Consider the following 21,934-nt stretch of genomic DNA (forward strand, 5'->3'; position numbering starts at 1 on the left):
CCCGGCCGGGAAGCGGGCCGCGCCGCCCGCCGCCGGGCGGCGCGGGCGGCGGCGCGAGAACCTCGCAGGCTATCTCTTCATGTCGCCGTGGATCGCGGGGTTCCTGCTGCTCACCGCAGGGCCGATGATCGCATCGCTCTACTACGCGTTCACCAGCTACAACCTGTTCACGCCGCCCAAGTGGGTGGGCCTCGACAACTTCACGACCATGTTCCAGGACCCGCGCTGGCAGAAGTCGGTCGAGGTCACGCTGAAGTACGTCGTCGTGGCCACCCCGCTCAAGCTGCTGCTCGCGCTCGGTGTCGCCCTGCTGCTTGCCCAGAAACGGCGCGGCGAAGGGCTGTACCGCGCCGCGTTCTACCTGCCCTCCCTCATCGGCGCCAGCGTCTCCGTGGGCTTCGTCTGGCGGGCGCTGTTCTCCGACGACGCCGTCGTGGACCGTACGCAGAAGATCTTCGGGGTCGACGTCGGCGGCTGGATCGGGAATCCGGACTACGTCCTGTACTCCCTGGTGGCGCTGAGCATCTGGCAGTTCGGGGCGCCGATGGTGATCTTCCTGGCCGGGCTCAAGCAGGTCCCGCGGGAGCTGTACGAGGCCGCCGAGGTGGACGGGGCCGGTCCGCTGCGGCGGTTCTGGAACATCACGCTGCCGATGATCTCGCCGGTGCTGTTCTTCAACGTGCTGCTGGAGTCCATCCACGCGTTCCAGGTGTTCGGCTCCGCGTATGTCGTCTCCGACACCCGGTGCGGGCCCGCCGACGCCACGCTCGTCTACACCTGTTACCTCTACCAGAAGGGCTTCAAGGAGGCCCAGATGGGCTTCGCCTCCGCGATGGCCTGGACGCTGGTGGTCGCGGTCGCGCTCGTCACGGCGGTCCTGTTCTGGTCGCAGAAGAAGTGGGTGCACTACGAGGAGGCCGCCAAGTGACCAGTGTCATCAGCCCTGTTCGGCGCGGCGCGAACGAGGGCCGGCGCAGCGAGCGGCGGCGCACCGGATCGCTCGTCTGGCACGTGGGCGCGCTCGTCCTGCTCGCCGTGGTCCTGTATCCCGTGATCTGGGTGCTCGGTGCCTCGTTCAAGCCGAGCAAGGACATCATCGCCGGCCTCGACCTGCTGCCCGCCAAGCCGATCTGGTCGAACTTCTCCGGGCTCGCCGACGGTATCTCCGGCATCTCCATCAGCAGCTTCTTCGTCAACTCCCTGATGTACGCGGTCCTCGCGGTGATCGGCGTCGTCGTGTCCAGCTCGCTGACCGCCTACGCCTTCGCCAAGATCCGCTTCGCCGGGCGGAATCTGCTCTTCACGCTCATGATCGGCACGCTGCTGCTGCCGTACCACGTGCTGCTCATCCCGCAGTACGTGATGTTCCGCAAGCTCGAACTCGTCGACACCCTGGTGCCGCTCGTGGCGGGCAAGTTCCTTGCCACGGAGGCGTTCTTCGTCTTCCTGATGGTGCAGTTCATGCGCGGGTTGCCGCGCGAGCTGGACGAGGCTGCCAGGCTCGACGGCTGCGGCCATCTGCGGACCTACTGGTCGATCGTGCTGCCGCTGTGCCGGCCCGCCGTCATCACCGCCGCCATCTTCACCTTCATCAACGCGTGGAACGACTTCATGGGGCCGTTGATCTACCTCAACACCCCCTCCAAATACACCGTTTCGCTCGGTCTGATGATGTTCCGCGACCAGGAGGGCATCTCCAACTACGGCGGCATGATCGCGATGTCGCTCGTGGCGCTGGTACCGGTCATCGCCTTCTTCATGGCCTTCCAGCGGTACCTCATCGACGGCATGGCGACCTCCGGACTGAAGGGCTGAGGCGGACACCATGGCCCAGGCGCGAGTGAAAGCGCGTAACGAAGCGCGTAACGAAGCTCGTAAGGAAGCGCGCAAGGAATCGGTGCTCGCCGAACGGTTCGCGGTCTTCGCCGAATGTCTGCTCACCGGGGTCTGGATCGCCGTGGCCTCGCTGGGAGTTGTCACCTACCCGGCGGCAATCGCCGCCGGGGCACGGCATCTTCGGCGGCGGACGGCTCATCAGGCGGGTGGCTGGCGGGAGTTCGTCGACGACTTCCGTACGGCCGTGCGCGGCGGGTGGGTCGTCGGGCTCGCGGGTTGGGCCGCGGTCGGCGCGGTCTGGGTGGACGTCCTGGCCGCGCGGGCCGGGGTTCCCGGCGGGCGGTTCGTCGGGGCCGTCGGCGTCTTCGCGCTGATCGGACTCGTCGTGGCCCTGCTGCGGGCGGCGGCCGTGTGGACGCCGGGTGCCGCCTGGCGAGGGCTGCTCGCGGACGCCGGGCGGCGGACGGTGCTGGATCCCGCCGGGTCCTTCCTGGTCGTCTGCGGGCTGGCCGTCGTCAGCCTGACCGCTCTGTTCGTCGCGCCGCTCGCGGTCCCCGTTCTCGGGGCGCTGGTCGCGGCGGCCGTCGCGGTGGAGGAGCGGCACCGGCGCCGCTGACGGGCGGTCTCCTCGACGAAGGCCGGCGTCCCGGGTGCCGTGTCTCGGTATGTCATGCCCCTGACTAGTTGTGGAAAGGAAGGTCATGTCTCCCATCCCTCGCAGGTCCCTTCTCAAGGCGGCCGCCGTCGCCGGAGCCGCCGCGCAGTTCAGCTGGGCGCTGGGCGCCAGGGACGCGCAGGCCGCGCCCGGCGCCGAGGCCGTCGATGCCGATCCGGTGACCCTGGACTGGCTGGAGGACGGCGGTCTCGGTGCCGCCCCGGGCTCCACTGTCGGTGTCCCGTGGCCGAAGGGCGCGTACCCGGCCGACCAGACCTTCGCGCTGACGGACGCGGACGGCGAGGCCGTGCCCGTGCAGTCCTGGCCGATCGCCTACTGGCCCGACGGTTCCCTCAAGTGGTCGGCGCACGCGGTGAGTTCGGGCACCGGCAAGCTCACCCTCGCGGCCGGTACGGCGAGTGCCCCCGAGAAGAAGGTCACCGTCGACCGGAGCGGCGGCAGCATCGACGTGTCGACCGGGGTCATCGACGTGAAGATCGGCAAGTCCGGGTCCACGCTGGTGAAATCGGTGCGGCGCGGCTCGACGGAGATCGCCAGGAACGGGCGGCTCGTGCTGCTGCGGCAGCCCGAGATCGAGGACGGCGACCAGGGCACGGTCAAGTACGAGCGCTTCGAGAGCGCCATCGGCGCGGTGACCGTCGAACAGGACGGCCCCGTCCGGGCAGTGGTCCGCATCGACGGCAAGCACCGCAAGGGCGACCGGAGTTGGCTGCCGTTCTCCATCCGGTTGTACTTCTACGCCGGTGCCGACTCCTTCCGCATGGTGCACACCGTCACCTTCGACGGGAAGCAGGAACCCGGCAAGGCGAGCGGGGACTTCATCCGCGGGCTCGGCGTCCGTTTCGGCGTCCCGATGCGCGACGAGGCCTACGACCGGCACATCCGCATCGGCGGCGAGGGCACCGGTCTGCTGCGCGAGGCGGTCAAGGGCATCACCGGACTGCGCCGCGACCCGGGCGCGGCCGTGCAGGCGGCGCAGTACGCGGGACAGAAGCTGCCCGACCCGGCCACCTGGGACCAACGGGTCACCACCCGCCTCCAGTACATCCCCGAGTGGGGCGACTACACCCTCTCCCAGCTCTCCGCCGACGGCTTCACCCTGCGCAAACGCACCAAGAAGGGGCACGGCTGGATCGGCGCCGGCGGTGGCCGGCGGGCCTCCGGGTTCGGATACGTCGGTGGCGCGAGCGGCGGATTCTCCTTCGGGCTGCGGGACTTCTGGGAGAAGCACCCCGCCCAGCTCGACATCCGCGACGCCCAGACCGACGAGGCCGAGGTCACCCTCTGGCTCTGGTCACCCGAGGCGCAGCCCATGGACCTGCGCTTCTACCACGACGGCATGGGCCAGGACACGTTCGCCGAACAGCTCCAGGGCCTGGAGATCACCTACGAGGACTACGAACCCGGGTTCGGCACCCCGTACGGCATCGCCCGTACCTCCGAACTCCTCTTCTGGGCCAACGAGTCGACACCCTCGGCGGAGGCGCTGGCTCAACAGGTCGAGGCGGTAAGGGTGTTGCCGCAGCTGGCCGCGCCGCCGAAGCAGCTCATCAAGGCGAAGGTCTTCGGACCGGGTCTGTACTCCGAGCCGGACCGCTCGACACCCGCCAAGGCGAAGATCGAGGACCACCTCGACTTCCTCTTCACCTACTACAAGGACCAGGTGGAGCAACGCCGTTGGTACGGCTTCTGGGACTACGGCGACATCATGCACACCTACGACACCGTCAGACACCAGTGGCGGTACGACATCGGCGGCTACGCCTGGGACAACTCCGAGCTCTCGCCCGACCTTTGGCTCTGGTTCGCGTACCTCCGCTCGGGCCGCGCCGACATCTTCCGGTTCGCGGAGTCGATGACCCGGCACACGGGTGAGGTGGACGTGTACCACCTGGGGGAGTGGGCGGGGCTCGGCACCCGGCACGGTGTGCAGCACTACGCCGACAGCGCCAAGCAGCAGCGCATCGCCAACACCACGTACCGCCGCTACTACTACTTCCTCACCGCCGACGAGCGGGTCGGCGATCTCATGCACGCCAACGTCGATTCCGACGAGACGTTCCTCGTCCTCGACCCGATCCGCAAGATCCGCACCGAGCCGTACACGCCCGACCGGCACGCTCTGTCGATCGGCTTCGGTACGGACTGGAGCGGGCTGGTGTCGGCGTGGTTGACCGAGTGGGAGCGGAGGGGGCCGAAGTGGGAGAAGGCGCGGGCGCGGGTGCTGTCCACGATGTCGACGATTGCTGCGCAGCCGAACGGGTTTGTGCAGGGGAGTGGGTTGTACGACCTGGACACGGGTCGGTTTGCGATCGCCGCGGCCCCTGTTGTTTCCGTGTCTCACCTCTCGGCCGTCTTCGGACTCAACGAGTTGTGCGCCGAGTTGATCGACCTGGTGGACATGCCCGCGTTCAACGAGGCGTACTTCGACTACTGCCGGTACTTCAACGCCAGCAAGGCGGAGCAGGCCGCCCGTTATGGCTCCAACTTCGGGACTCTGTTGTTGTTCCAGGGGCACTCGCGGCTCGATGCGTACGCGGCTGTCCAGACGGGGGATGCTGCGCTGGCCAAGCGGGCGTGGGTGAAGTTCTACGGTTCTGATGGGTACATGGAGTCCTCGCCTTGGAAGACGGAGGAGTTGAGCGGGCCGGTTGCTCTGGTTGCCGGTAGTGAGGCGCGGTGGGTGTCCACGAATGACACCGCGTTGTACGGGCTTGCCGCGATCGAGAATTTGGCGTTGCTCGGGGACAAGATGCCTTCGTAGTCAGTCGGGTGCGGGTTCGTTGTGGCTGGTCGCGCCCCGCGGCGGAGCCGCTAATGTCACCGCCCCGCGCCCCTGGGTGGGGTGCGGGGAACTGGACTGGAGTGCTCGGCTAGTTCATCTTGCCCAAGGCCTCTCGTGCCTGGCGGACGTTTCTGATGCGTTGTTCGTATGTCGCGCCTAGGGCTAGCAGGAGGAAGCCGGCGAGGGCCGGCGGTGCCCAGCGGGGGAGGGCGCCGGTCAACTGGACCAGGTATGGGGCCAGTTCGTGGAGTGTGACCAGGGTGAGGACCGCGCCGCCGAGCACCAGTGGCGCTTGGAGGCGGTGGCGGGCGCCCAGCAGGGTGAGGAGGAGTGCTGTCGTACCCAGCAGCAAGGGGCGCAGGTATTCCGGGTCCGTCCAGGCCGCGGCCAGGCTCGGCAGGAGGGTGGCGGCGAGGCCGGGGCCGTACGCCGTCCAGGAACTGGTCCGTGGATTGCGGCTCCGGCGCAGGTGGCCGATCAGCAGCGCCGGGACGGTGACCGGGAGCGTGTACGCCTCCGGGACTCCGATGCGCCAGGCCGCCAGGCGCACCCAGGCGGCCAGGACGAACAGGGCGACGGATGCGTAGCCGACGGCGCGGCGGTCCGGGCGGAGCGCCACGCCCGCGGTGATCACCGCGCACAGGCCTACCACCAGGGCCAGCATCGGCGGATCGACGACGGTCAGCCCCACCGCGAGCAGCCCGGCCACCCCACCCGTCACCTCGATCGGCACGGTCGCGGGGGAGTGGCCGAGGCGTGCGGCGAGAAGCGCGGCGGCCACGGGGACCGCCAGCACCAACAGGGCGACGTGCTGCGACGGCCAGCCGGCGGCGACACCCGACGCGACGGCCAGCGCGGCGGCGTAGACGAGTGCGCTCGGTGCCATCACCGGTGTGAGGTGCCGGAGTTGCTTGAGCCAGGAGGCTCCCGCGAACAGTGCCGTGAGGGCGGACAGGATGGTCAAGGTCGCTGTCTGCGAGGCGAGTGCGGTGAAGGAGAGGGTGAGGGAGGTGAGCAGTGCGAGGAGGGTGAGGAGCAAGGTGGTTGGCTGCGTGGGTAGTTGGGCGGAGGCCGTCTGCCGGCCTTCCCGCTCGTGTATCCACGCGAGCGCCGCGAGAGCTCCCGCCGTCGTACCGCCCTGGATCAACAAGCCTGCCGTGTAAGGCAGTTCGAGCACCGCGGGGAGCACGAGGATCGTCGTCCATGCCAGGGTCAAGGCGGCGATGACGGCCCGTGGGCGCCACGTCGTGTCACGAACCGCCAGCAGCAGTACGGCGGTGACGATCGCGAGGATCGCCGGTACCGCCACCGCGTGCGGCGGCCAGGGTGAGTCGAGGGTCAGTGCGGTGCGTGCGTCGGACGGGGCGCCGGACCAGGCGCGGGCCGTCCAGGAGGCGGGGCCGAGGAGGGTGAGGGTGACCAGGGGGACGGCCCAGAGCAGGGCCAGGGCCTGGACGCCGGCGGACGCGAAGGCGAATCCGCGCCGTACCTGCTCGGGGAGCGAGGTCCGCCAGGTCGCCAACAGGGCGACCGCGCACAGGAGATGAGCCGGTACGGTCCAGTCGGCCGGCAGGGACACGCGCAGGATGCCGCCGGCCGCGGTGACCAGCAGTAGGCCCGACGCCACTGCGCCACTCGCGGCGGTGACCGGCTGCCGCAGGCGCCATGCGGCGCCGAGCGCGATCACCGCCGCGAGGACGAGGAGCGCCGCCGCACGGGCGGCGGCGCTCGGGCCGGCTGCGTCCCAGGAGAGCCAGCCGGCCGCCCATGCGCCGAATCCGCCCGTGGCGCACGCGCTGACGGCGGCGACGAGACGGACGGATTTGGCGGTGTTCCACAGCGCCACGATCGTGTCGAGACCGGCCGTCACCAGGAGCGCGGCCGTGATGCCGTACGCACCCGCGTCCGTCGCGATCGCCCAGAGAAGCAGCGGGAGTTGGGCCGAGAGCACGGCCGAGGGGAGAGGCAGGCGCAGTGCGCCGGTGACCTTCAACAGCCCGTACGCCGTCCACAGCGCCGCCAGTGCCGTCGCCGCGAGAGCCGCGTACGCCGTGCCGTCGGTGCCGGTGAACACCACCTCGTGCAGCGCGTACGCGTCGAGGATCGTGAGCGCCAGGCCCAGTCCCGCCACCGACTCGGCCGTCGACCGCAGGCCCCGCTTCAGCAGTGCCACCGGCACCGCGAGCGCGGCCAGCGTGACCGCGCCGAGTACCAAGGACCGGCCGGCGATGCCCATGTGCCCCCAGCTGACCAGAGTGAACGCGATCGCCGCGATGGTGAGGAGCACGCCGCCGAGGACGAGCAGCACGTTCTGGATGCGCGGCGCGGAGGCCTCGGGGCGGGGCGGCGCGACGGGTGTGCGCGGGACCGGCTGGTGGAGGGCGGTGACCAGCCAGGCGCGGCGCATCAGCAACTGGGCCCGGCGGGCGTCGAGTTGCCGCAGCTCCATGTCGAGGAACCGCAGTTCCTCGGCCGGCGGCGGGAAGGATGTCATGCCTTGGAGTGTGGTGCGGGTCACGTCACCCGGCATGAGCGCACGTACTCAGAACGTACTCAGATTCCGTGGAGACGCCGTGCGCGGGCACACTCTCCCCATGGACTGGTCCCACTACCGCTTCCGCAACCTGTGGCCGCTGCCCGCACCTCCGGCCCGGGTGTACGAGGTCCTCGAACAGGCCGAGGACTATCCGCGCTGGTGGCCGCAGGTGCGCGAGGTGAACCGGGTCGACGACACCACCGGCACCATCCGGATCCGTGCCCTCCTCCCGTACGACCTGACCTTCACCGCGCGCGAGGCGCGGCGCGATCCGGTGGCCGGGGTGCTGGAGATCGCCATGTCCGGGGACCTGGAGGGCTGGGCGCGCTGGACCCTCGGCGCCGACTCCACCGACTCCTGCGCCACACTGGCCCGCTACGACCAGGTCGTCGACGTGCGCAAGCCGCTGCTCAGGCGCCTCGCCGTACCCGGCCGACCGCTGTTCCGCGCCAACCACCGGCTGATGATGCGGGCCGGACGGCGAGGGCTGGCGGCCTACTTGGAAGCGGTTTGAAGGAAACCCGCGGAGGCCTGTATTGTTCAGTGCGTTCCCGGGCGATTAGCTCAGTGGGAGAGCGCTTCGTTCACACCGAAGAGGTCACTGGTTCGAACCCAGTATCGCCCACCGCCGGGAAAGGCCGGTCCGCATCACGCGGACCGGCTTTTTTCATGCCGAGGCCCGACCAAGGCCATGTCGGCCATGTTGCCTTTACGCCGCGGCCGGTAGATCCGGACGCAGGGGCCAGGACGTGTTCACCAACTCGGGCGTGCCGCTGCGCGCGAACCACGCCTGCAGGCCCCGCGCCTGCGCCGCGTGCCACGTCGTCTGCAGGGTGTGCAGTTCGGCGGGGGTCAGACGCTCGAGCCGGGCCGCGAAACGGCGCCCGATGGCCCGTACGAGATCCAGTGAGGCCAGCGCGTCCGCGCCCGCGTCGTGCGCGCCCTCCAGCGTGACGCCGTAGTGCGCGCACAGGTCCGTCAGGGTGCGGCGGCCTTTGCGGTAGCGGTCGAGGTGTTTGTCCAGGACGCGTGGGTCGAGCACCCGCAGCGGGGTCGCCTCGAACCAGTGGTCGAGCGAGGACGCCCGATGGCGGCGCAACTCGCGGTCCAGCAGGGTCAGATCGAAGGGGGCGTTCATCACCACCAGCGGACGGCCCGCCGAAGCCTGCTCGGCCAGCACCTCCGCTATCTCGTACATCACCGGCGCCGGCCAGCGGCCGTTGCGCGCCAGGTGCTCGTCGGTCAGCCCGTGCACCGCGGTCGCCGCCTCCGGCACCGGCATGCCCGGGTTGATCAGCCAACGGGACACCCGGGGGCGGGTGCCCGGGGCGTCCTGGACGACCACGGCGGCCGACACGATCCGGTCGGTCTCGACGTCGACGCCCGTGGTCTCCGTGTCAAAGGCGGCCAGCGGCCCCTCGTACCAGCACGTCATGCCTACACAACTCCTCGTTCACCCACGGCAGCTGACGTCCCGTCTTCTGCCAGTTTGGTGATACCCGGGCTGTTTGCGCGGTACGCCGCAAGGACACAACAGGAGTACGGGTCTTTGCTGTTCAGCGGCCCAATACGGGGATTCACTTGGCTTGGAAGGCTGTTGGTCATGGCGATAGCGCAGCCCGAGCGGAGCGGGCTGCTGCCCGAACGCACGGGCCCTCATCGCGGCACACTCGCCACCACCGCCTGCATGGAGACACTGCAGGTGGGGTATCTGCACGCCGTCGCCGCGGCGGCCGGCTGCTCGCTGTCGCAACCATTTCCGGACAACGGCATCGACTGGCACGTCAGTCACGGCTCGCCCGGACACACGGTCGACGACGAGGTCACCATCAAGGTGCAGCTGAAGTGCACGTACCAGATCGCACCCAACCCACCGGGCCGCTTCTTCTCGTTCACGCTGGACAACGAGCACCTGCGCAAGCTCGCGCGCACGCCGGTCTCGGTGCACAAGATCCTGGTCGTGATGCTCGTACCGAGATCCCAGGACGACTGGCTGCGCGCCAGCCACGACCGGCTCGATCTGCGGCACTGCTGCTACTGGGTCAACCTGGCCGGGCACGCGATCACCGGCCGGACCCGGACGACCGTGCGCATACCGACCTCACGCATCTTCGACGACCGCGCGCTGTGCGAGATCATGACGCGGGTCGGGACGGGAGGCAGACCATGACGCACCGCCCCTTGGAGGAGCCACTCCGACCGGTGAGGCCGCACCCCGACAGCAGTCCGGCTGGGGCCTGGCACCGTCCACCCGAGCCCGACCAGGTCGACCCGGCCGTGCTCAGCGCCCTGCTGCGCCGGCACGGCTGGCAGCGTCGCGGCGGAGCCGCCGGGCGCTACGGCCGCTGGACCCCGCCCGGACCGGGCGGCGGCGGCACCAGCCTGCTCGTGCCCGAGAGCCGCGCCTTCCCCGACAGCGACGACCTGCTCGGCGAGGCGCTCCTCGCGCTGACCCGCAGCGGCACGCCCTCCGCGCGCGAGGTGCTCGTCGGACTCGCCGTACCCAGCGACGAGATCCGCTGGTGGCGCGACGTACCGACCGGGCCGGCCGAGTCCACGCCGTGGACCGTCGAGGAGCAACTGCGCGCCGCCGCACGCCAGATGCTGCTCGCCGGCGCGCTCGCCACCCGCGCGCGTGCCGGCTACTACGGCGCCCGGCACCGCCGCGCCGCCGCCGCGCTCCTGGAGAGCGTCCTGGTCGGCTCGACAGCCGGCGGCGGCCGACTGACCGCCTTCGTGCCCGTCGGCACGGCCCGCCCACTCGCCATAAGCCTCCACCAGGCCCTGTACGCCGCCCGCGAGGCCATCGACTACCAGCGGGCCACCGGCGGCATGGACGCCTTCGACGGAGCCGTCGAGGCGGGCGTCAGCCGTGAGCTCACCGAGGCGCTGATCACCCTCGTGCGTGGCACCGAGGGCGCCCGGATCGCCGTCGAGTGGGCGCCCGCGGCCGGGGTCCCCGCGGACTGCGCGGCCGGTGTCGAGCCCGTCGAGTTCTCGCCGGGCGACCTGCCCGTGCTGCGCGAGGCCGGCGCCCGCTTCCTGCGCGACGAACCGTCCGTGCCCGTCCGCATCACCGGCACGGTGGTCCGGATGCGCAGGTCGGGGCCGCGCGGCGAGGGCAGCGTACGGCTGCGCGTGATCGCAGGCGCCGAGGTCCCGCACCTGCGCGTCACCCTGGACGAGGAGGACTACCGCATCGCCGGGCAGGCCCACCTCGTAGGACTGCCGGTGCGCGTGCACGGGCGGCTGGAGAGTCGGGGCGGCTTCCGGCGGCTGAGCGGCGCCGGCGGGGTCGTACCGGTGCAGGTGGACGAGGCGGAGCGGGACCGGCTGATGAAGTCCCTCCAGGACAACCTCGACTTCTTCGAGGAGGCGTGCACCGGGGACGACGACTGCGACTGAGCACAGGTGGCCGTTTCGCGGTGGGTGGGTCGGGGTCGGTACGATCCCCTATTGCGCGCGCTCCTGGTATGGCGCCGCATCCACCTTCAGTCAGGAGAGACCGGTGTCAGACGTCCGTGTGATCATCCAACGCGATTCCGAGCGGGACGAACGCGTGGTGACGACGGGCACTACGGCCGCCGACCTCTTCGCGGGCGAGCGCTCCATCGTCGCCGCGCGCGTGGGCGGCGAGCTGAAGGACCTCGCGTACGAACTGTCCGACGGTGACGAGGTCGAGGGCGTCGAGATCTCCTCCGAGGACGGCCTGAACATCCTGCGCCACTCCACCGCGCACGTCATGGCGCAGGCCGTGCAGGAGCTCTTCCCGGACGCCAAGCTCGGTATCGGCCCGCCGGTCAAGGACGGCTTCTACTACGACTTCGACGTCGAGAAGCCGTTCACGCCCGAGGACCTCAAGGCCGTCGAGAAGAAGATGCAGGAGATCCAGAAGCGCGGGCAGCGCTTCTCGCGGCGCGTGGTGACCGACGAGGACGCCCGCGTGGAGCTCGCCGACGAGCCGTACAAGCTGGAGCTGATCGGTCTCAAGGGCTCGGCCTCGCACGACGACGGCGCGGATGTCGAGGTCGGCGCCGGCGAGCTGACGATCTACGACAACCTGGACGCCAAGACCGGCGAGCTGTGCTGGAAGGACCTGTGCCGCGGTCCGCACCTGCCCTCCACCCGGAACATCCCGGCGTTCAAGCTGATGCGCAACGCAGCCGCCTACTGGCGCGGCAGCGAGAAGAACCCGATGCTCCAGCGCATCTACGGCACCGCCTGGCCCACCAAGGAAGAGCTGAAGGGCTACCTCGACTTCCTCGCCGAGGCCGAGAAGCGCGACCACCGCAAGCTCGGCTCCGAGCTGGACCTCTTCTCGATCCCCGAGCAGATCGGCTCCGGGCTCGCCGTCTTCCACCCCAAGGGCGGCATCATCCGCCGCGTGATGGAGGACTACTCGCGCCGCCGGCACGAGGAGGAGGGCTACGAGTTCGTCTACACCCCGCACGCCACGAAGGGGAAGCTCTTCGAGACGTCCGGGCACCTGGACTGGTACGCCGACGGCATGTACCCGCCCATGCAGCTCGACGAGGGCGTGGACTACTACCTCAAGCCCATGAACTGCCCGATGCACAACCTGATCTTCGACGCGCGCGGCCGTTCCTACCGTGAACTCCCGCTGCGCCTCTTCGAGTTCGGGACCGTGTACCGGTACGAGAAGTCCGGCGTCGTGCACGGGCTCACCCGCGCGCGTGGGTTCACGCAGGACGACGCGCACATCTACTGCACGCGCGAGCAGATGTCGGAGGAGCTCGACAAGACGCTCACCTTCGTCCTCGGCCTGCTGCGGGACTACGGTCTGACCGACTTCTACCTGGAACTGTCCACCAAGGACCCGGAGAAGTTCGTCGGCTCCGACGAGGCCTGGGAAGAGGCCACGGAGACCCTCCGTCAGGTGGCCGAGAAGCAGGGGCTGCCCCTGGTGCCCGACCCGGGCGGCGCCGCGTTCTACGGTCCGAAGATCTCCGTCCAGACCAAGGACGCGATCGGCCGCACCTGGCAGATGTCGACGATCCAGCTCGACTTCAACCTGCCCGAGCGCTTCGACCTGGAGTACACCGGCCCTGACGGTGCGAAGCAGCGCCCGGTGATGATCCACCGCGCCCTCTTCGGCTCGATCGAGCGGTTCTTCGCGGTGCTCCTGGAGCACTACGCGGGCGCCTTCCCGGCCTGGCTCGCGCCCGTGCAGGCGGTCGGCATCCCGATCGGCGACGGGCACGTCGAGTACCTGGAGAAGTTCGCCGCCGCCGCCAAGAAGAAGGGGCTGCGCGTCGAGGTCGACTCCTCGTCCGACCGGATGCAGAAGAAGATCCGCAACGCCCAGAAGCAGAAGGTGCCCTTCATGGTCATCGCGGGCGACGAGGACATGGCGGGCGGCTCGGTGTCCTTCCGCTACCGCGACGGCTCCCAGGAGAACGGCATCCCGTTCGACGAGGCCATCGCGAAGATCCAGCAGGTCGTCGAGGACCGCGTCCAGGTCTGATCCGGCCGGCTCCAAGACGCCGAGGCCCTCGGGGAGTTCACCTCCCCGGGGGCCTCTCGTCGTCCTCCCGCGAGAACACCTGGAGCAGCCAGGACGCGAACGTGCCGGTCACCGCGCCGAGCAGGGCCAGGCCGATGGCCATCATGCCGACAGCGATCAGCCGGCCCAGCGGGGTCACCGGGGAGATGTCGCCGTAGCCGACGGTGGCCAGGGTCGAGCAGGTCCACCAGGCGGCGTCCCCGAAGGTGCGCATCGTCGCGCCCGGCGCCCCGCGCTCCTGCTGGTAGACGGCGAGCGCCCCGGCGAAGCCGAGCAGCACCGTGGACAGACCGGCGTAGACGATCACGCGCGCGTGCAGCACGAGCCGGGGCCGGCCGTGCCGGCGCTGCACGGCCTCGTAGACCCGCACCACCCGCAGCGGGCGCAGCAGCGGCAGGATCAGCACCAGGGTGTCCAGCCAGTGCGTCCGTACGAAGCGCAGCCGCTGTCCGCTCAGCCGCCACCGGACCGCGTAGTCGACGGCGAACAGCGCCCACGCGAGCAGCAGTACGGCCAGGCAGAGGTCCCGCACGTCGTCGGGCAGGTCCCGGGCGAGGACCTGGACCGCGTACGACGCGAGATAGACCATCGACGCCACGGCGAGGGGGACCTCCGTGCGTCGCTCCCAGCGGTCCTTGGGGCTGTCGTCGACCTTGGCATCGTCCATCGGCCCAGCTTGGCCCGGCGGGCTTTTCGCGCAACCCCGGCGACACGCCGCGAACGGGCGACGCAATATGCTGCACTGCATGACGAGTGAGCCGGAGCAGCAGTTGGGAGTGGGGACGCAGGACGCCTTCCAGCGCCTGTGGACGCCGCATCGGATGGCCTACATCCAGGGCGAGAACAAGCCGACCGGCCCCGGTGCCGACGACGGTTGCCCCTTCTGCTCGATCCCGGCGAAATCGGACGAGGACGGTCTGATCGTCAGGCGCGGTGAGCACGTCTACGCGGTGCTCAATCTGTACCCGTACAACGGCGGCCACCTCATGGTCGTGCCCTACCGGCACGTCGCCGACTACACGGACCTCACCGACCCGGAGACGGCCGAACTGGCCGCGCTCACCAAGCAGGCGATGACCGCTCTGCGGACCGCTTCCGGTGCCCACGGCTTCAACATCGGCATGAACCAGGGCTCCGTCGCCGGCGCCGGCATCGCCGCGCACCTGCACCAGCACATCGTCCCGCGCTGGGGCGGCGACACGAACTTCATGCCGGTGGTGGGGCACACGCGGGTGCTGCCGCAGCTGCTGGCGGACACCAGGAAGATGCTGGCGGACGCCTGGCCCACGGGCTGAGGTGACACCCGCGGGCCTCGGTGGAGCCGACCTCTACGCGTCGTAGAGGTCGGCTCTTCGCGGGCTCGGGTCCTGGACCGCGCCGCTGAGGAACGCCGACCTCGCGCCGAACTTCTCCGTGTCCACGCCGTTCTCCGCCAGGACCCTGATCGCGGCCGCGTGCACGACCCGCAGGACCGGCGTGGCGGCGCGCAGCGCGTCGTCGGCCATGAAGCGGTGGCGCCAGGGCTGGTCGGCCCAGGCGTGCCGCAGGCCGAACGGCTCGGGCAGGACCATCGTGCCGCCGAGGTGGTTCAGCAGCGGCGGGTACCAGGTGAGCGGGGCGCGGACGGCGAGCCGTACGACCTCGTTGGTGGGGACCAGGGGCAGATTCACCGTCCGGGTCTCCCACCGCCTGACCGACCGCTGGACGCTCCGGGTCGGGGCCTCGGACTTGCCCATGAACAAGGGGTTCACGGGGCCCAGCGCGTGGCCGGTCACCTCGATGCGCAGCGTCTCGTGCAGCACCGTCACCGTGATCATCATCGTGATGATCAACTGGCCGTCCCACAGCGTCCATTGGACGCCGAGGTAGTGCCGCTCCCCGCTGCCGAACTGCTGCTTGTTGCAGATGTCCTGTATCGAGTGGGTCCGGTGCTGGAAGGCCTCCACGTCCGCCGACTGCTCGGTCCGGGCCACCGCCTTCGCGCCCTCACCGATCGGCGTGACGATCCAGTGCCGTATCGAAGGCGGCGGGAAGCCGCCCGTGTTGAGCGGGCCGCGCTCCAGCATGCGCAACTGGTCGTGGATGGCGCGTATGACGTCCCAGCTGCGGAACGGGTGGATCTCGCGGGACGGGTCGGCCGGAGTGAGGTCCTCGGCGAGCTGCCAGCTGCCCCAGCGCGTGCCCATGCCGAGGATGCCCTTGGGGCCGGCGTAGAAGACGGCGTTGGACTGCTGCTCGGCGCTGAGCCTGGCGAGCGACTGGCGCAGCGCCTCGGCCTGGGTCTCGCCGGGGCTGGTCGGCACCGCTTCGGGGACCTGGGCGCCGATGCTGCTGCCCGCGAGGAGGCTGTCCCAGCGGCCGCGCAGGTCCTTCGCCGCGTTCTCGCAGATCTGCTTGGCCCAGAACCAGCCGAGGACGGGGACGACCACGCACGCACGCGCGTACCAGGCCCAGAAGCCCGTGAAGGGCATTTTGACCAGGAAGATGACGGCGAGGGCGCCGACGCCGACGAGCAGGGTCGTGGCGAGGGCCGAGGCCCTCTTGTTGGTGTTCTTGTCGATCATCGTGCGGATCTGGAAGACCAGCAGCCCGATCAGGAGCCCGGGCAGGAACAGCAGCCCGCACAGCACCATGACCATGGACAGCCGCTTGTCGCGCTCACGGCGGAGCCGGTACGCGGCCAGGCAGTGCTCGACGACGACCTGGGGCTCCATGCCGAAGGACTGGATGAGCGGCTTGCGGCCCGGGCCGATCATGCGGTCGATCACGGCCCTGGAGAACGCCTCGCCGAGGTTGGGCCTGAACAGCCCCGTGGACCACTTCTGGCCCTCTTTGAGGGTCGTCTGGTGCCACTCGTTGTCGGCCTTCTTGATCTCCTCGATCGGACTGTCCCGGTAGGCAGCGGACGCAAGGGCGAACGTCGCCGTCTGGCTGCCACCGCCCGACAGAGGCACCTGTGGCCCGAAGGCGTCCTCGTAACCGGTCCCGACTGTCATCTACCGCCCCCGATCGCCGCCGGTGTCGCTCCTGCGGCCTTCCCGACTTCCGTGCTCCGCACACCTGTTGATCAGGTCATCAGCGTATCCGCAGGCAATGACATTCGTCGGCGGACGGCCGAAGCCGCCCGCCGAGACGGAGGGAAACGTTCCGCAACAGCCGCCGGAACAGCGCCTGGTGACCGCTCTCCGGGCGCGTCCGGCGTCAACTACGAGGCGTCGTGGGTCGATTCACGGATCCGCTCCGCGACCTGCGGGGGCATCGGCTCGTGCCGGGCGTAGGTGCGGTTGAAGCGCGCGGTGCCGTGCGAGAGGGAGCGCAGATCGACGGCGTACCGCCCGATCTCGATCTCCGGGACCTCGGCCCGTACCAGGGTGCGGGCGCCGCTGGTCTGTTCCGTGCCCAGCACCCGGCCGCGCCGCCCGGACAGGTCGCTCATGACGGCGCCCACGTAGTCGTCGCCGACCAGGATGGTCACCTCGGCCACCGGCTCCAGCAGATGGATGCCCACGTCGGAGGCGGCCTCCCGCAGCGCCAGTGCGCCGGCCGTCTGGAAGGCCGCGTCCGAGGAGTCCACGGAGTGCGCCTTGCCGTCGAGCAGCGTCACCCGGACGTCGATGAGCGGATAGCCGGCCGCGACGCCCCGGGCCGCCTGGGTGCGTACGCCCTTCTCCACCGAGGGGATGAACTGGCGTGGTACCGCGCCGCCGATCACCTTGTCCACGAACTCGATGCCCGAACCGCCGGGCAGCGGCTCCACCTCGATCTCGCAGATCGCGAACTGCCCGTGCCCACCGGACTGTTTGACGTGCCGGCCGCGCCCCGCCGACCGGCCGGCGAACGTCTCCCGAAGGGAGACCTTGTGCGCTACGACGTCCACCTGGACGCCGTAGCGGCTGCGCAGTCGTTCCAGTGCCACGTCCGCGTGGGCCTCGCCCAGGCACCACAGCACCACCTGGTGGGTGTCCGGGTTCTGTTCGAGCCGCATCGTCGGGTCCTCGGCGACCAGCCGGGACAGGCCCTGCGAGAGCTTGTCCTCGTCCGCCTTGCTGTGCGCCTCGATCGCGAGCGGCAGCAACGGGTCGGGCATCTCCCACGGCTCCATCAGCAGCGGGTCGTCCTTGGCGGAGAGGGTGTCGCCGGTCTCCGCGCGGCTCAGCTTCGCCACGCACGCGAGGTCACCGGCGATGCAGTGGGTGAGGCTCCGCTGCTGCTTGCCGAAGGGCGCGGACAGGGCGCCGACGCGCTCGTCCACGTCGTGGTCCTCGTGCCCGCGGTCGGCGAGCCCGTGCCCGGAGACGTGCACCGTCTCGTCGGGGCGCAGGGTGCCGGAGAAGACCCGTACCAGGGAGACCCGGCCGACGTACGGGTCGGACGCCGTCTTCACGACCTCCGCGACCAGCGGCCCGTCCGGGTCGCACGGCTTCAGCTCGCGCGGTGTGCCCGCGACCGTGGTGACCCCGGGCGCCGCGCGCTCCAGCGGGGTCGGGAAGCCGCCGGTGACCAGCTCCAGGAGCTCGACCGTGCCCAGGCCCTGGCGGGAGCCCTCGGCCGCGGGGGCGGCGGCCAGGACCGGGAAGAAGACACCGCGCGCGACGGCCCGCTCCAGGTCCTCCACGAGTGTCTTGAAGTCGATCTCCTCGCCGCCGAGATAGCGGTCCATGAGGGTCTCGTCCTCGCTCTCCGCGATGATCCCCTCGATCAGGCGGTTGCGGGCCTCCTCGATCTGCGGCAGCTGCTCGGGGCCCGGCTCGGACTCCTTGCGCTCCCCGGAGGAGTAGTCGAACAGCTTCTGCGACAGCAGCCCGATCAGTCCGGTCACGGGCGCGTGCCCGTCGGGCCCCTCCGGGCCGTGCAGCGGCAGATAGAGCGGCAGCACGGCGTCGGGGTCGTCCCGGCCGAAGGCCTGCGCGCAGGTCCGGGTCATCTCGTCGAAGTCCGCCCGAGCGGCCTCCAGATGCGTGACCACGATCGCCCGCGGCATGCCGACCGCCGCGCACTCCTCCCACACCATGCGCGTGGAGCCGTCCACGCCGTCGGAGGCCGAGACGACGAAAAGGGCCGCGTCCGCCGCTCGCAGACCGGCCCTGAGTTCCCCGACGAAGTCGGCGTATCCGGGGGTGTCGAGAACATTGACCTTGATGCCGTCCCATTCGACCGGCACCAGGGAGAGCTGCACCGAGCGCTGTTGTCGGTGTTCGATCTCGTCGTAGTCGGAAACGGTGCCGCCGTCCTCGACGCGGCCCGCCCGGTTCACTGCTCCCGCGGTGAGCGCGAGAGCTTCCACCAAAGTCGTCTTGCCCGATCCGGAGTGGCCGACCAGCACCACATTCCGTACGGACGCGGGGTGGTCGGCCGCTGTTGCCCTGCCGGCGGCTCCGGGGTGTGCGTTCGCCTTGTCGCCCATGGCCTTGCCTCCCGTGCACGGTGAGGTCACTGTGGGCGCGGACATGCGGGGGCCGCGTGCGGTGGCGGCTCCGATGACGCCCGCGGTGCTTCGAGCTTTCCACTCCCGTCACGGTGCGTCCATACAGCCGACGCGATCCCGCCGCATGCTGTCCTTCGTGGGACATCCAGCGGATCTCCGGCCCGGGCGTCCGGGTGCCCGGACGTCGTACACGCGCACGCGTGGCTACGATGGGCCAGCCGGTGGCCAGCAGGGGCCGCGCGGCCACACCGACCCTCGGGAAGGCCATGCTGAACAAGTACGCGCGTGCTTTCTTCACGCGTGTTCTCACGCCGTTCGCCTCGTTCCTGATCCGGCGGGGCGTCAGCCCCGACACGGTCACACTCCTGGGCACCGCAGGAGTGGTCGCGGGCGCGCTGGTCTTCTACCCCATGGGCGAGTTCTTCTGGGGCACGGTCGTGATCACGCTCTTCGTCTTCTCCGACCTCGTCGACGGCAACATGGCCCGCCAGCTGGGCCGCTCCAGCCGCTGGGGCGCCTTCCTGGACTCCACGCTGGACCGGGTGGCCGACAGCGCGGTCTTCGGCGGCCTGGCGCTCTGGTACGCGGGCGGTGGCGACGACATCGCCCTGTGCGCCGTCTCGATCTTCTGCCTGGCCAGCGGTCAGGTGGTGTCGTACACCAAGGCGCGCGGCGAGTCGATCGGCCTGCCGGTCGCCGTCAACGGGCTGATCGAGCGGGCCGAGCGGCTGGTGATCTCGCTGGTCGCGTGCGGCCTCGCCGGTCTGCACAAGTTCGGCGTCCCGGGCATCCAGTACCTGCTGCCCGTGGCCCTGTGGATCGTCGCCGTCGGCAGCCTGGTCACGCTGGTCCAGCGGGTGGTCACCGTCCGCCGCGAGTCGGCGGAGGCGGAGGCGCAGGCCGCGGCGGCCGAGCAGGAGAGCGGTGCGGCGAAGTGAGCGCACGGGACCGGCTCACGGACGGCCTGTACGGGCTCGGCTGGGGCACGGTCAAGAAGCTCCCGGAGCCGGTCGCCGTCCGGCTCGGCCGCACCATCGCCGACCTGGCCTGGAAGCGGCGCGGCAAGGGCGTCCAGCGGCTTGAGAGCAACTACGCGCGCGTGGTGCCCGACGCGAGCCCCGAGCGCCTGGCCGAGCTCTCGCGCGCGGGCATGCGCTCGTACCTGCGCTACTGGATGGAGTCCTTCCGGCTGCCCGCCTGGAGCGCCGACCGGGTCAGGAACGGCTTCGACCCCAAGGACGTGCACCACCTGACCGACGGGATCGCCTCCGACAAGGGCGTCATCCTCGCGCTGCCGCACATGGCCAACTGGGACCTCGCCGGCGCCTGGGTCACCACCAAGCTGGAGACGCCGTTCACGACGGTCGCCGAGCGCCTCAAGCCGGAGACCCTGTACGACCGTTTCGTCGCCTACCGCGAGGGCCTCGGCATGGAGGTCCTCCCGCACAGCGGCGGCACCGCCTTCGGCACGCTGGCCCGGCGGCTGCGCGACGGCGGCCTGGTCTGCCTGGTCGCCGAGCGCGACCTGTCCTCCTCCGGCGTCGAGGTGCAGTTCTTCGGCGAGGCCACCCGGATGCCCGCGGGACCGGCCCTGCTGGCGCAGCAGACCGGCGCGCTGCTGCTCCCGGTGACGCTCTGGTACGACGACTCGCCCGTGATGCGGGGGCGTGTCCATCCACCGATCGTGGTCCCGGAGACAGGCAACCGGGCGGAAAAGACGTCTGTCATGACACAGGCGCTGGCGGATGCCTTCGCCACGGGGATCGCCGACCACCCGGAGGACTGGCACATGCTGCAGCGCTTGTGGCTCAAGGATCTCGACCCCGCGAAGAATCCCGGCGACCCCGAGAAGGGGACCACGTGAGGATCGGCATCGTCTGCCCCTACTCCTGGGACGTGCCCGGTGGCGTCCAGTTCCACATCCGCGACCTCGCCGCGTACTTCATCCGCCTGGGCCACGAGGTCTCCGTCCTCGCCCCGGCCGACGACGACACCCCGCTGCCGCCGTACGTCGTCTCGGCGGGCCGCGCGGTCCCGGTGCCGTACAACGGCTCGGTGGCCCGCCTCAACTTCGGCTTCCTGAGCGCCGCGCGCGTGCGCCGGTGGCTGCACGACGGCGAGTTCGACGTCATCCACATCCACGAGCCGACCTCGCCCTCGCTCGGCCTGCTGGCCTGCTGGGCGGCCTCGGGCCCCATCGTGGCCACCTTCCACACCTCCAACCCGCGCTCGCGGGCCATGATCGCCGCGTACGCCATCCTCCAGGCGGCCCTGGAGAAGATCAGCGCGCGCATCGCGGTCAGCGAGTACGCCCGCCGCACGCTGGTCGAACACCTCGGCGGCGACGCGGTCGTCATCCCGAACGGCGTCGACGTCGACTTCTTCGCCCGCGCCGAGCCCAAGCCGGAATGGCAGGGCGACACGATCGGCTTCATCGGCCGCATCGACGAGCCCCGCAAGGGCCTGCCGGTGCTGATGCGCGCCCTGCCGAGGATCCTCGCGGAGCGCCCGCAGACCAGGCTCCTGGTGGCCGGCCGGGGCGACGAGAAGGAGGCGGTCGAGTCCCTTCCGGCCGAACTCCGCCCGCGCGTCGAGTTCCTGGGCATGATCAGCGACGAGGACAAGGCCCGCTTCCTGCGCAGCGTCGACCTCTACATCGCCCCCAACACCGGCGGCGAGAGCTTCGGCATCATCCTCGTGGAGGCCATGTCCGCAGGCGCCCCCGTCCTCGCCTCCGACCTGGACGCCTTCGCCCAGGTCCTCGACCAGGGCGCGGCGGGCGAGCTCTTCACCAACGAGAACTCCGACTCCCTGGCCGAGGCGGCCGTACGCCTCCTCGCCGACCCGACCCGCCTGTCCGAACTCCGCACCCGGGGCAGCGCCCACGTACGCCGCTTCGACTGGTCGACGGTCGGCGCGGACATCCTCTCGGTGTACGAAACGGTGACGCAGGGCGCGGCGGCGGTGGCAGCGGCGGACGACGAGGGGCGGGGGCCGGGGTTGCGGGCGCGGTTCGGGTTGGCGCGGGACTGAGGGAAGGGCTCGGCGCCGAGGGGGGGGGGCTTCTCGGCGCAGGGTTGGCATCTTTCAGCCCGTCCGGCGTTTGAGGACGAGGCCGTTCAGGCCGAAGCGGGGGTCTGGGGGCGGCAGCC

General features: G+C 70.4%; 17 protein-coding genes and 1 tRNA gene. 13 read left to right on the forward strand and 5 right to left on the reverse strand.

The window, feature by feature from the left end; translation table 11 throughout:
• The 4 genes from ACWDR3_RS39715 to ACWDR3_RS39730 form a co-directional block, all read left to right on the forward strand.
• Nucleotides 1-928, forward strand: a 928-nt coding sequence (locus tag ACWDR3_RS39715) for a carbohydrate ABC transporter permease (RefSeq protein WP_450357465.1), incomplete at its 5' end; no start/stop codon positions are given.
• On the forward strand, nt 925-1,815 hold the full coding sequence (locus ACWDR3_RS39720; protein WP_450357466.1) for a carbohydrate ABC transporter permease: 891 nt from the start codon (nt 925-927) through the stop codon (nt 1,813-1,815). The genes ACWDR3_RS39715 and ACWDR3_RS39720, both read left to right, overlap by 4 nt.
• 10 nt (nt 1,816-1,825) lie before the next feature.
• A complete protein-coding gene (locus ACWDR3_RS39725; protein ID WP_450357467.1) occupies nt 1,826-2,452 on the forward strand; it encodes a hypothetical protein in 627 nt (208 codons plus the stop codon).
• 85 nt (nt 2,453-2,537) lie between these two features.
• Entirely contained in the window at nt 2,538-5,276 is a 2,739-nt protein-coding gene (locus ACWDR3_RS39730; protein ID WP_450357468.1) for an exo-rhamnogalacturonan lyase family protein, read from the forward strand.
• Between the two features lie 109 nt (nt 5,277-5,385).
• On the opposite strand, the gene ACWDR3_RS39735 is transcribed toward ACWDR3_RS39730, so the two are convergent.
• On the reverse strand, nt 5,386-7,791 hold the full coding sequence (locus tag ACWDR3_RS39735) for an SCO7613 C-terminal domain-containing membrane protein (RefSeq protein ID WP_450357469.1): 2,406 nt from the start codon (nt 7,789-7,791) through the stop codon (nt 5,386-5,388).
• Nucleotides 7,792-7,891: 100 nt separating this feature from the next.
• Here ACWDR3_RS39735 and ACWDR3_RS39740 point away from each other — a divergent pair, with 100 nt between their 5' ends.
• Entirely contained in the window at nt 7,892-8,347 is a 456-nt protein-coding gene (locus ACWDR3_RS39740; protein ID WP_450357470.1) for an SRPBCC family protein, read from the forward strand.
• A 39-nt stretch (nt 8,348-8,386) separates the two neighbouring features.
• Nucleotides 8,387-8,458, forward strand: a tRNA-Val gene (locus ACWDR3_RS39745).
• 84 nt (nt 8,459-8,542) lie between these two features.
• On the opposite strand, the gene ACWDR3_RS39750 is transcribed toward ACWDR3_RS39745, so the two are convergent.
• Nucleotides 8,543-9,268, reverse strand: coding sequence for an exonuclease domain-containing protein (locus ACWDR3_RS39750; protein ID WP_450357471.1), 726 nt, complete (start codon nt 9,266-9,268; stop codon nt 8,543-8,545).
• A 168-nt stretch (nt 9,269-9,436) separates the two neighbouring features.
• On the opposite strand from ACWDR3_RS39750, the gene ACWDR3_RS39755 reads away from it, so the two are divergent.
• The 3 genes from ACWDR3_RS39755 (at nt 9,437) to thrS (ending at nt 13,318) form a co-directional block, all read left to right on the forward strand.
• Nucleotides 9,437-10,003 carry a DUF4365 domain-containing protein gene (locus ACWDR3_RS39755; RefSeq protein ID WP_450357472.1) on the forward strand — a complete coding sequence of 189 codons (567 nt, stop codon included), beginning with the start codon at nt 9,437-9,439 and terminating at the stop codon, nt 10,001-10,003.
• The gene (locus ACWDR3_RS39760; protein ID WP_450357473.1) at nt 10,000-11,238 is read left to right on the forward strand and encodes a hypothetical protein; all 1,239 of its coding nucleotides are present in this window, start codon (nt 10,000-10,002) and stop codon (nt 11,236-11,238) included. Before ACWDR3_RS39755 ends, ACWDR3_RS39760 begins: the two co-directional genes overlap by 4 nt.
• A gap of 103 nt (nt 11,239-11,341) precedes the next feature.
• The gene (gene thrS, locus ACWDR3_RS39765) at nt 11,342-13,318 is read left to right on the forward strand and encodes a threonine--tRNA ligase (RefSeq protein ID WP_450357474.1); all 1,977 of its coding nucleotides are present in this window, start codon (nt 11,342-11,344) and stop codon (nt 13,316-13,318) included.
• A 37-nt stretch (nt 13,319-13,355) separates the two neighbouring features.
• On the opposite strand, the gene ACWDR3_RS39770 is transcribed toward thrS, so the two are convergent.
• Nucleotides 13,356-14,024, reverse strand: a complete 669-nt coding sequence (locus ACWDR3_RS39770) for a potassium channel family protein (RefSeq protein WP_450357475.1) — start codon at nt 14,022-14,024, stop codon at nt 13,356-13,358.
• Between the two features lie 67 nt (nt 14,025-14,091).
• Here ACWDR3_RS39770 and ACWDR3_RS39775 point away from each other — a divergent pair, with 67 nt between their 5' ends.
• The gene (locus tag ACWDR3_RS39775; protein ID WP_450357476.1) at nt 14,092-14,652 is read left to right on the forward strand and encodes an HIT family protein; all 561 of its coding nucleotides are present in this window, start codon (nt 14,092-14,094) and stop codon (nt 14,650-14,652) included.
• A gap of 33 nt (nt 14,653-14,685) precedes the next feature.
• Here the strand turns inward: ACWDR3_RS39775 and ACWDR3_RS39780 are convergent, their stop codons facing one another.
• Nucleotides 14,686-16,353, reverse strand: a complete 1,668-nt coding sequence (locus ACWDR3_RS39780) for a hypothetical protein (RefSeq protein WP_450357477.1) — start codon at nt 16,351-16,353, stop codon at nt 14,686-14,688.
• 209 nt (nt 16,354-16,562) lie between these two features.
• Nucleotides 16,563-18,761 carry an elongation factor G-like protein EF-G2 gene (locus tag ACWDR3_RS39785; RefSeq protein ID WP_450357478.1) on the reverse strand — a complete coding sequence of 733 codons (2,199 nt, stop codon included), beginning with the start codon at nt 18,759-18,761 and terminating at the stop codon, nt 16,563-16,565.
• A 230-nt stretch (nt 18,762-18,991) separates the two neighbouring features.
• Between ACWDR3_RS39785 and pgsA the strand changes: the two genes are divergently transcribed.
• The 3 genes from pgsA to ACWDR3_RS39800 are packed head-to-tail and all read left to right on the forward strand — an operon-like array spanning nt 18,992 to nt 21,815.
• Nucleotides 18,992-19,720 (forward strand): phosphatidylinositol phosphate synthase, encoded by a 729-nt coding sequence (gene pgsA / locus ACWDR3_RS39790; RefSeq protein WP_450357481.1) that lies wholly within the window; start codon nt 18,992-18,994, stop codon nt 19,718-19,720.
• Nucleotides 19,717-20,646 carry a phosphatidylinositol mannoside acyltransferase gene (locus tag ACWDR3_RS39795; protein ID WP_450357479.1) on the forward strand — a complete coding sequence of 310 codons (930 nt, stop codon included), beginning with the start codon at nt 19,717-19,719 and terminating at the stop codon, nt 20,644-20,646. The genes pgsA and ACWDR3_RS39795 overlap by 4 nt, the downstream gene beginning before the upstream one ends.
• The gene (locus ACWDR3_RS39800) at nt 20,643-21,815 is read left to right on the forward strand and encodes a glycosyltransferase family 4 protein (RefSeq protein ID WP_450357480.1); all 1,173 of its coding nucleotides are present in this window, start codon (nt 20,643-20,645) and stop codon (nt 21,813-21,815) included. Before ACWDR3_RS39795 ends, ACWDR3_RS39800 begins: the two co-directional genes overlap by 4 nt.
• Nucleotides 21,816-21,934: the final 119 nt, after the last annotated feature.

This window comes from Streptomyces sp. NPDC001002, assembly GCF_053599215.1.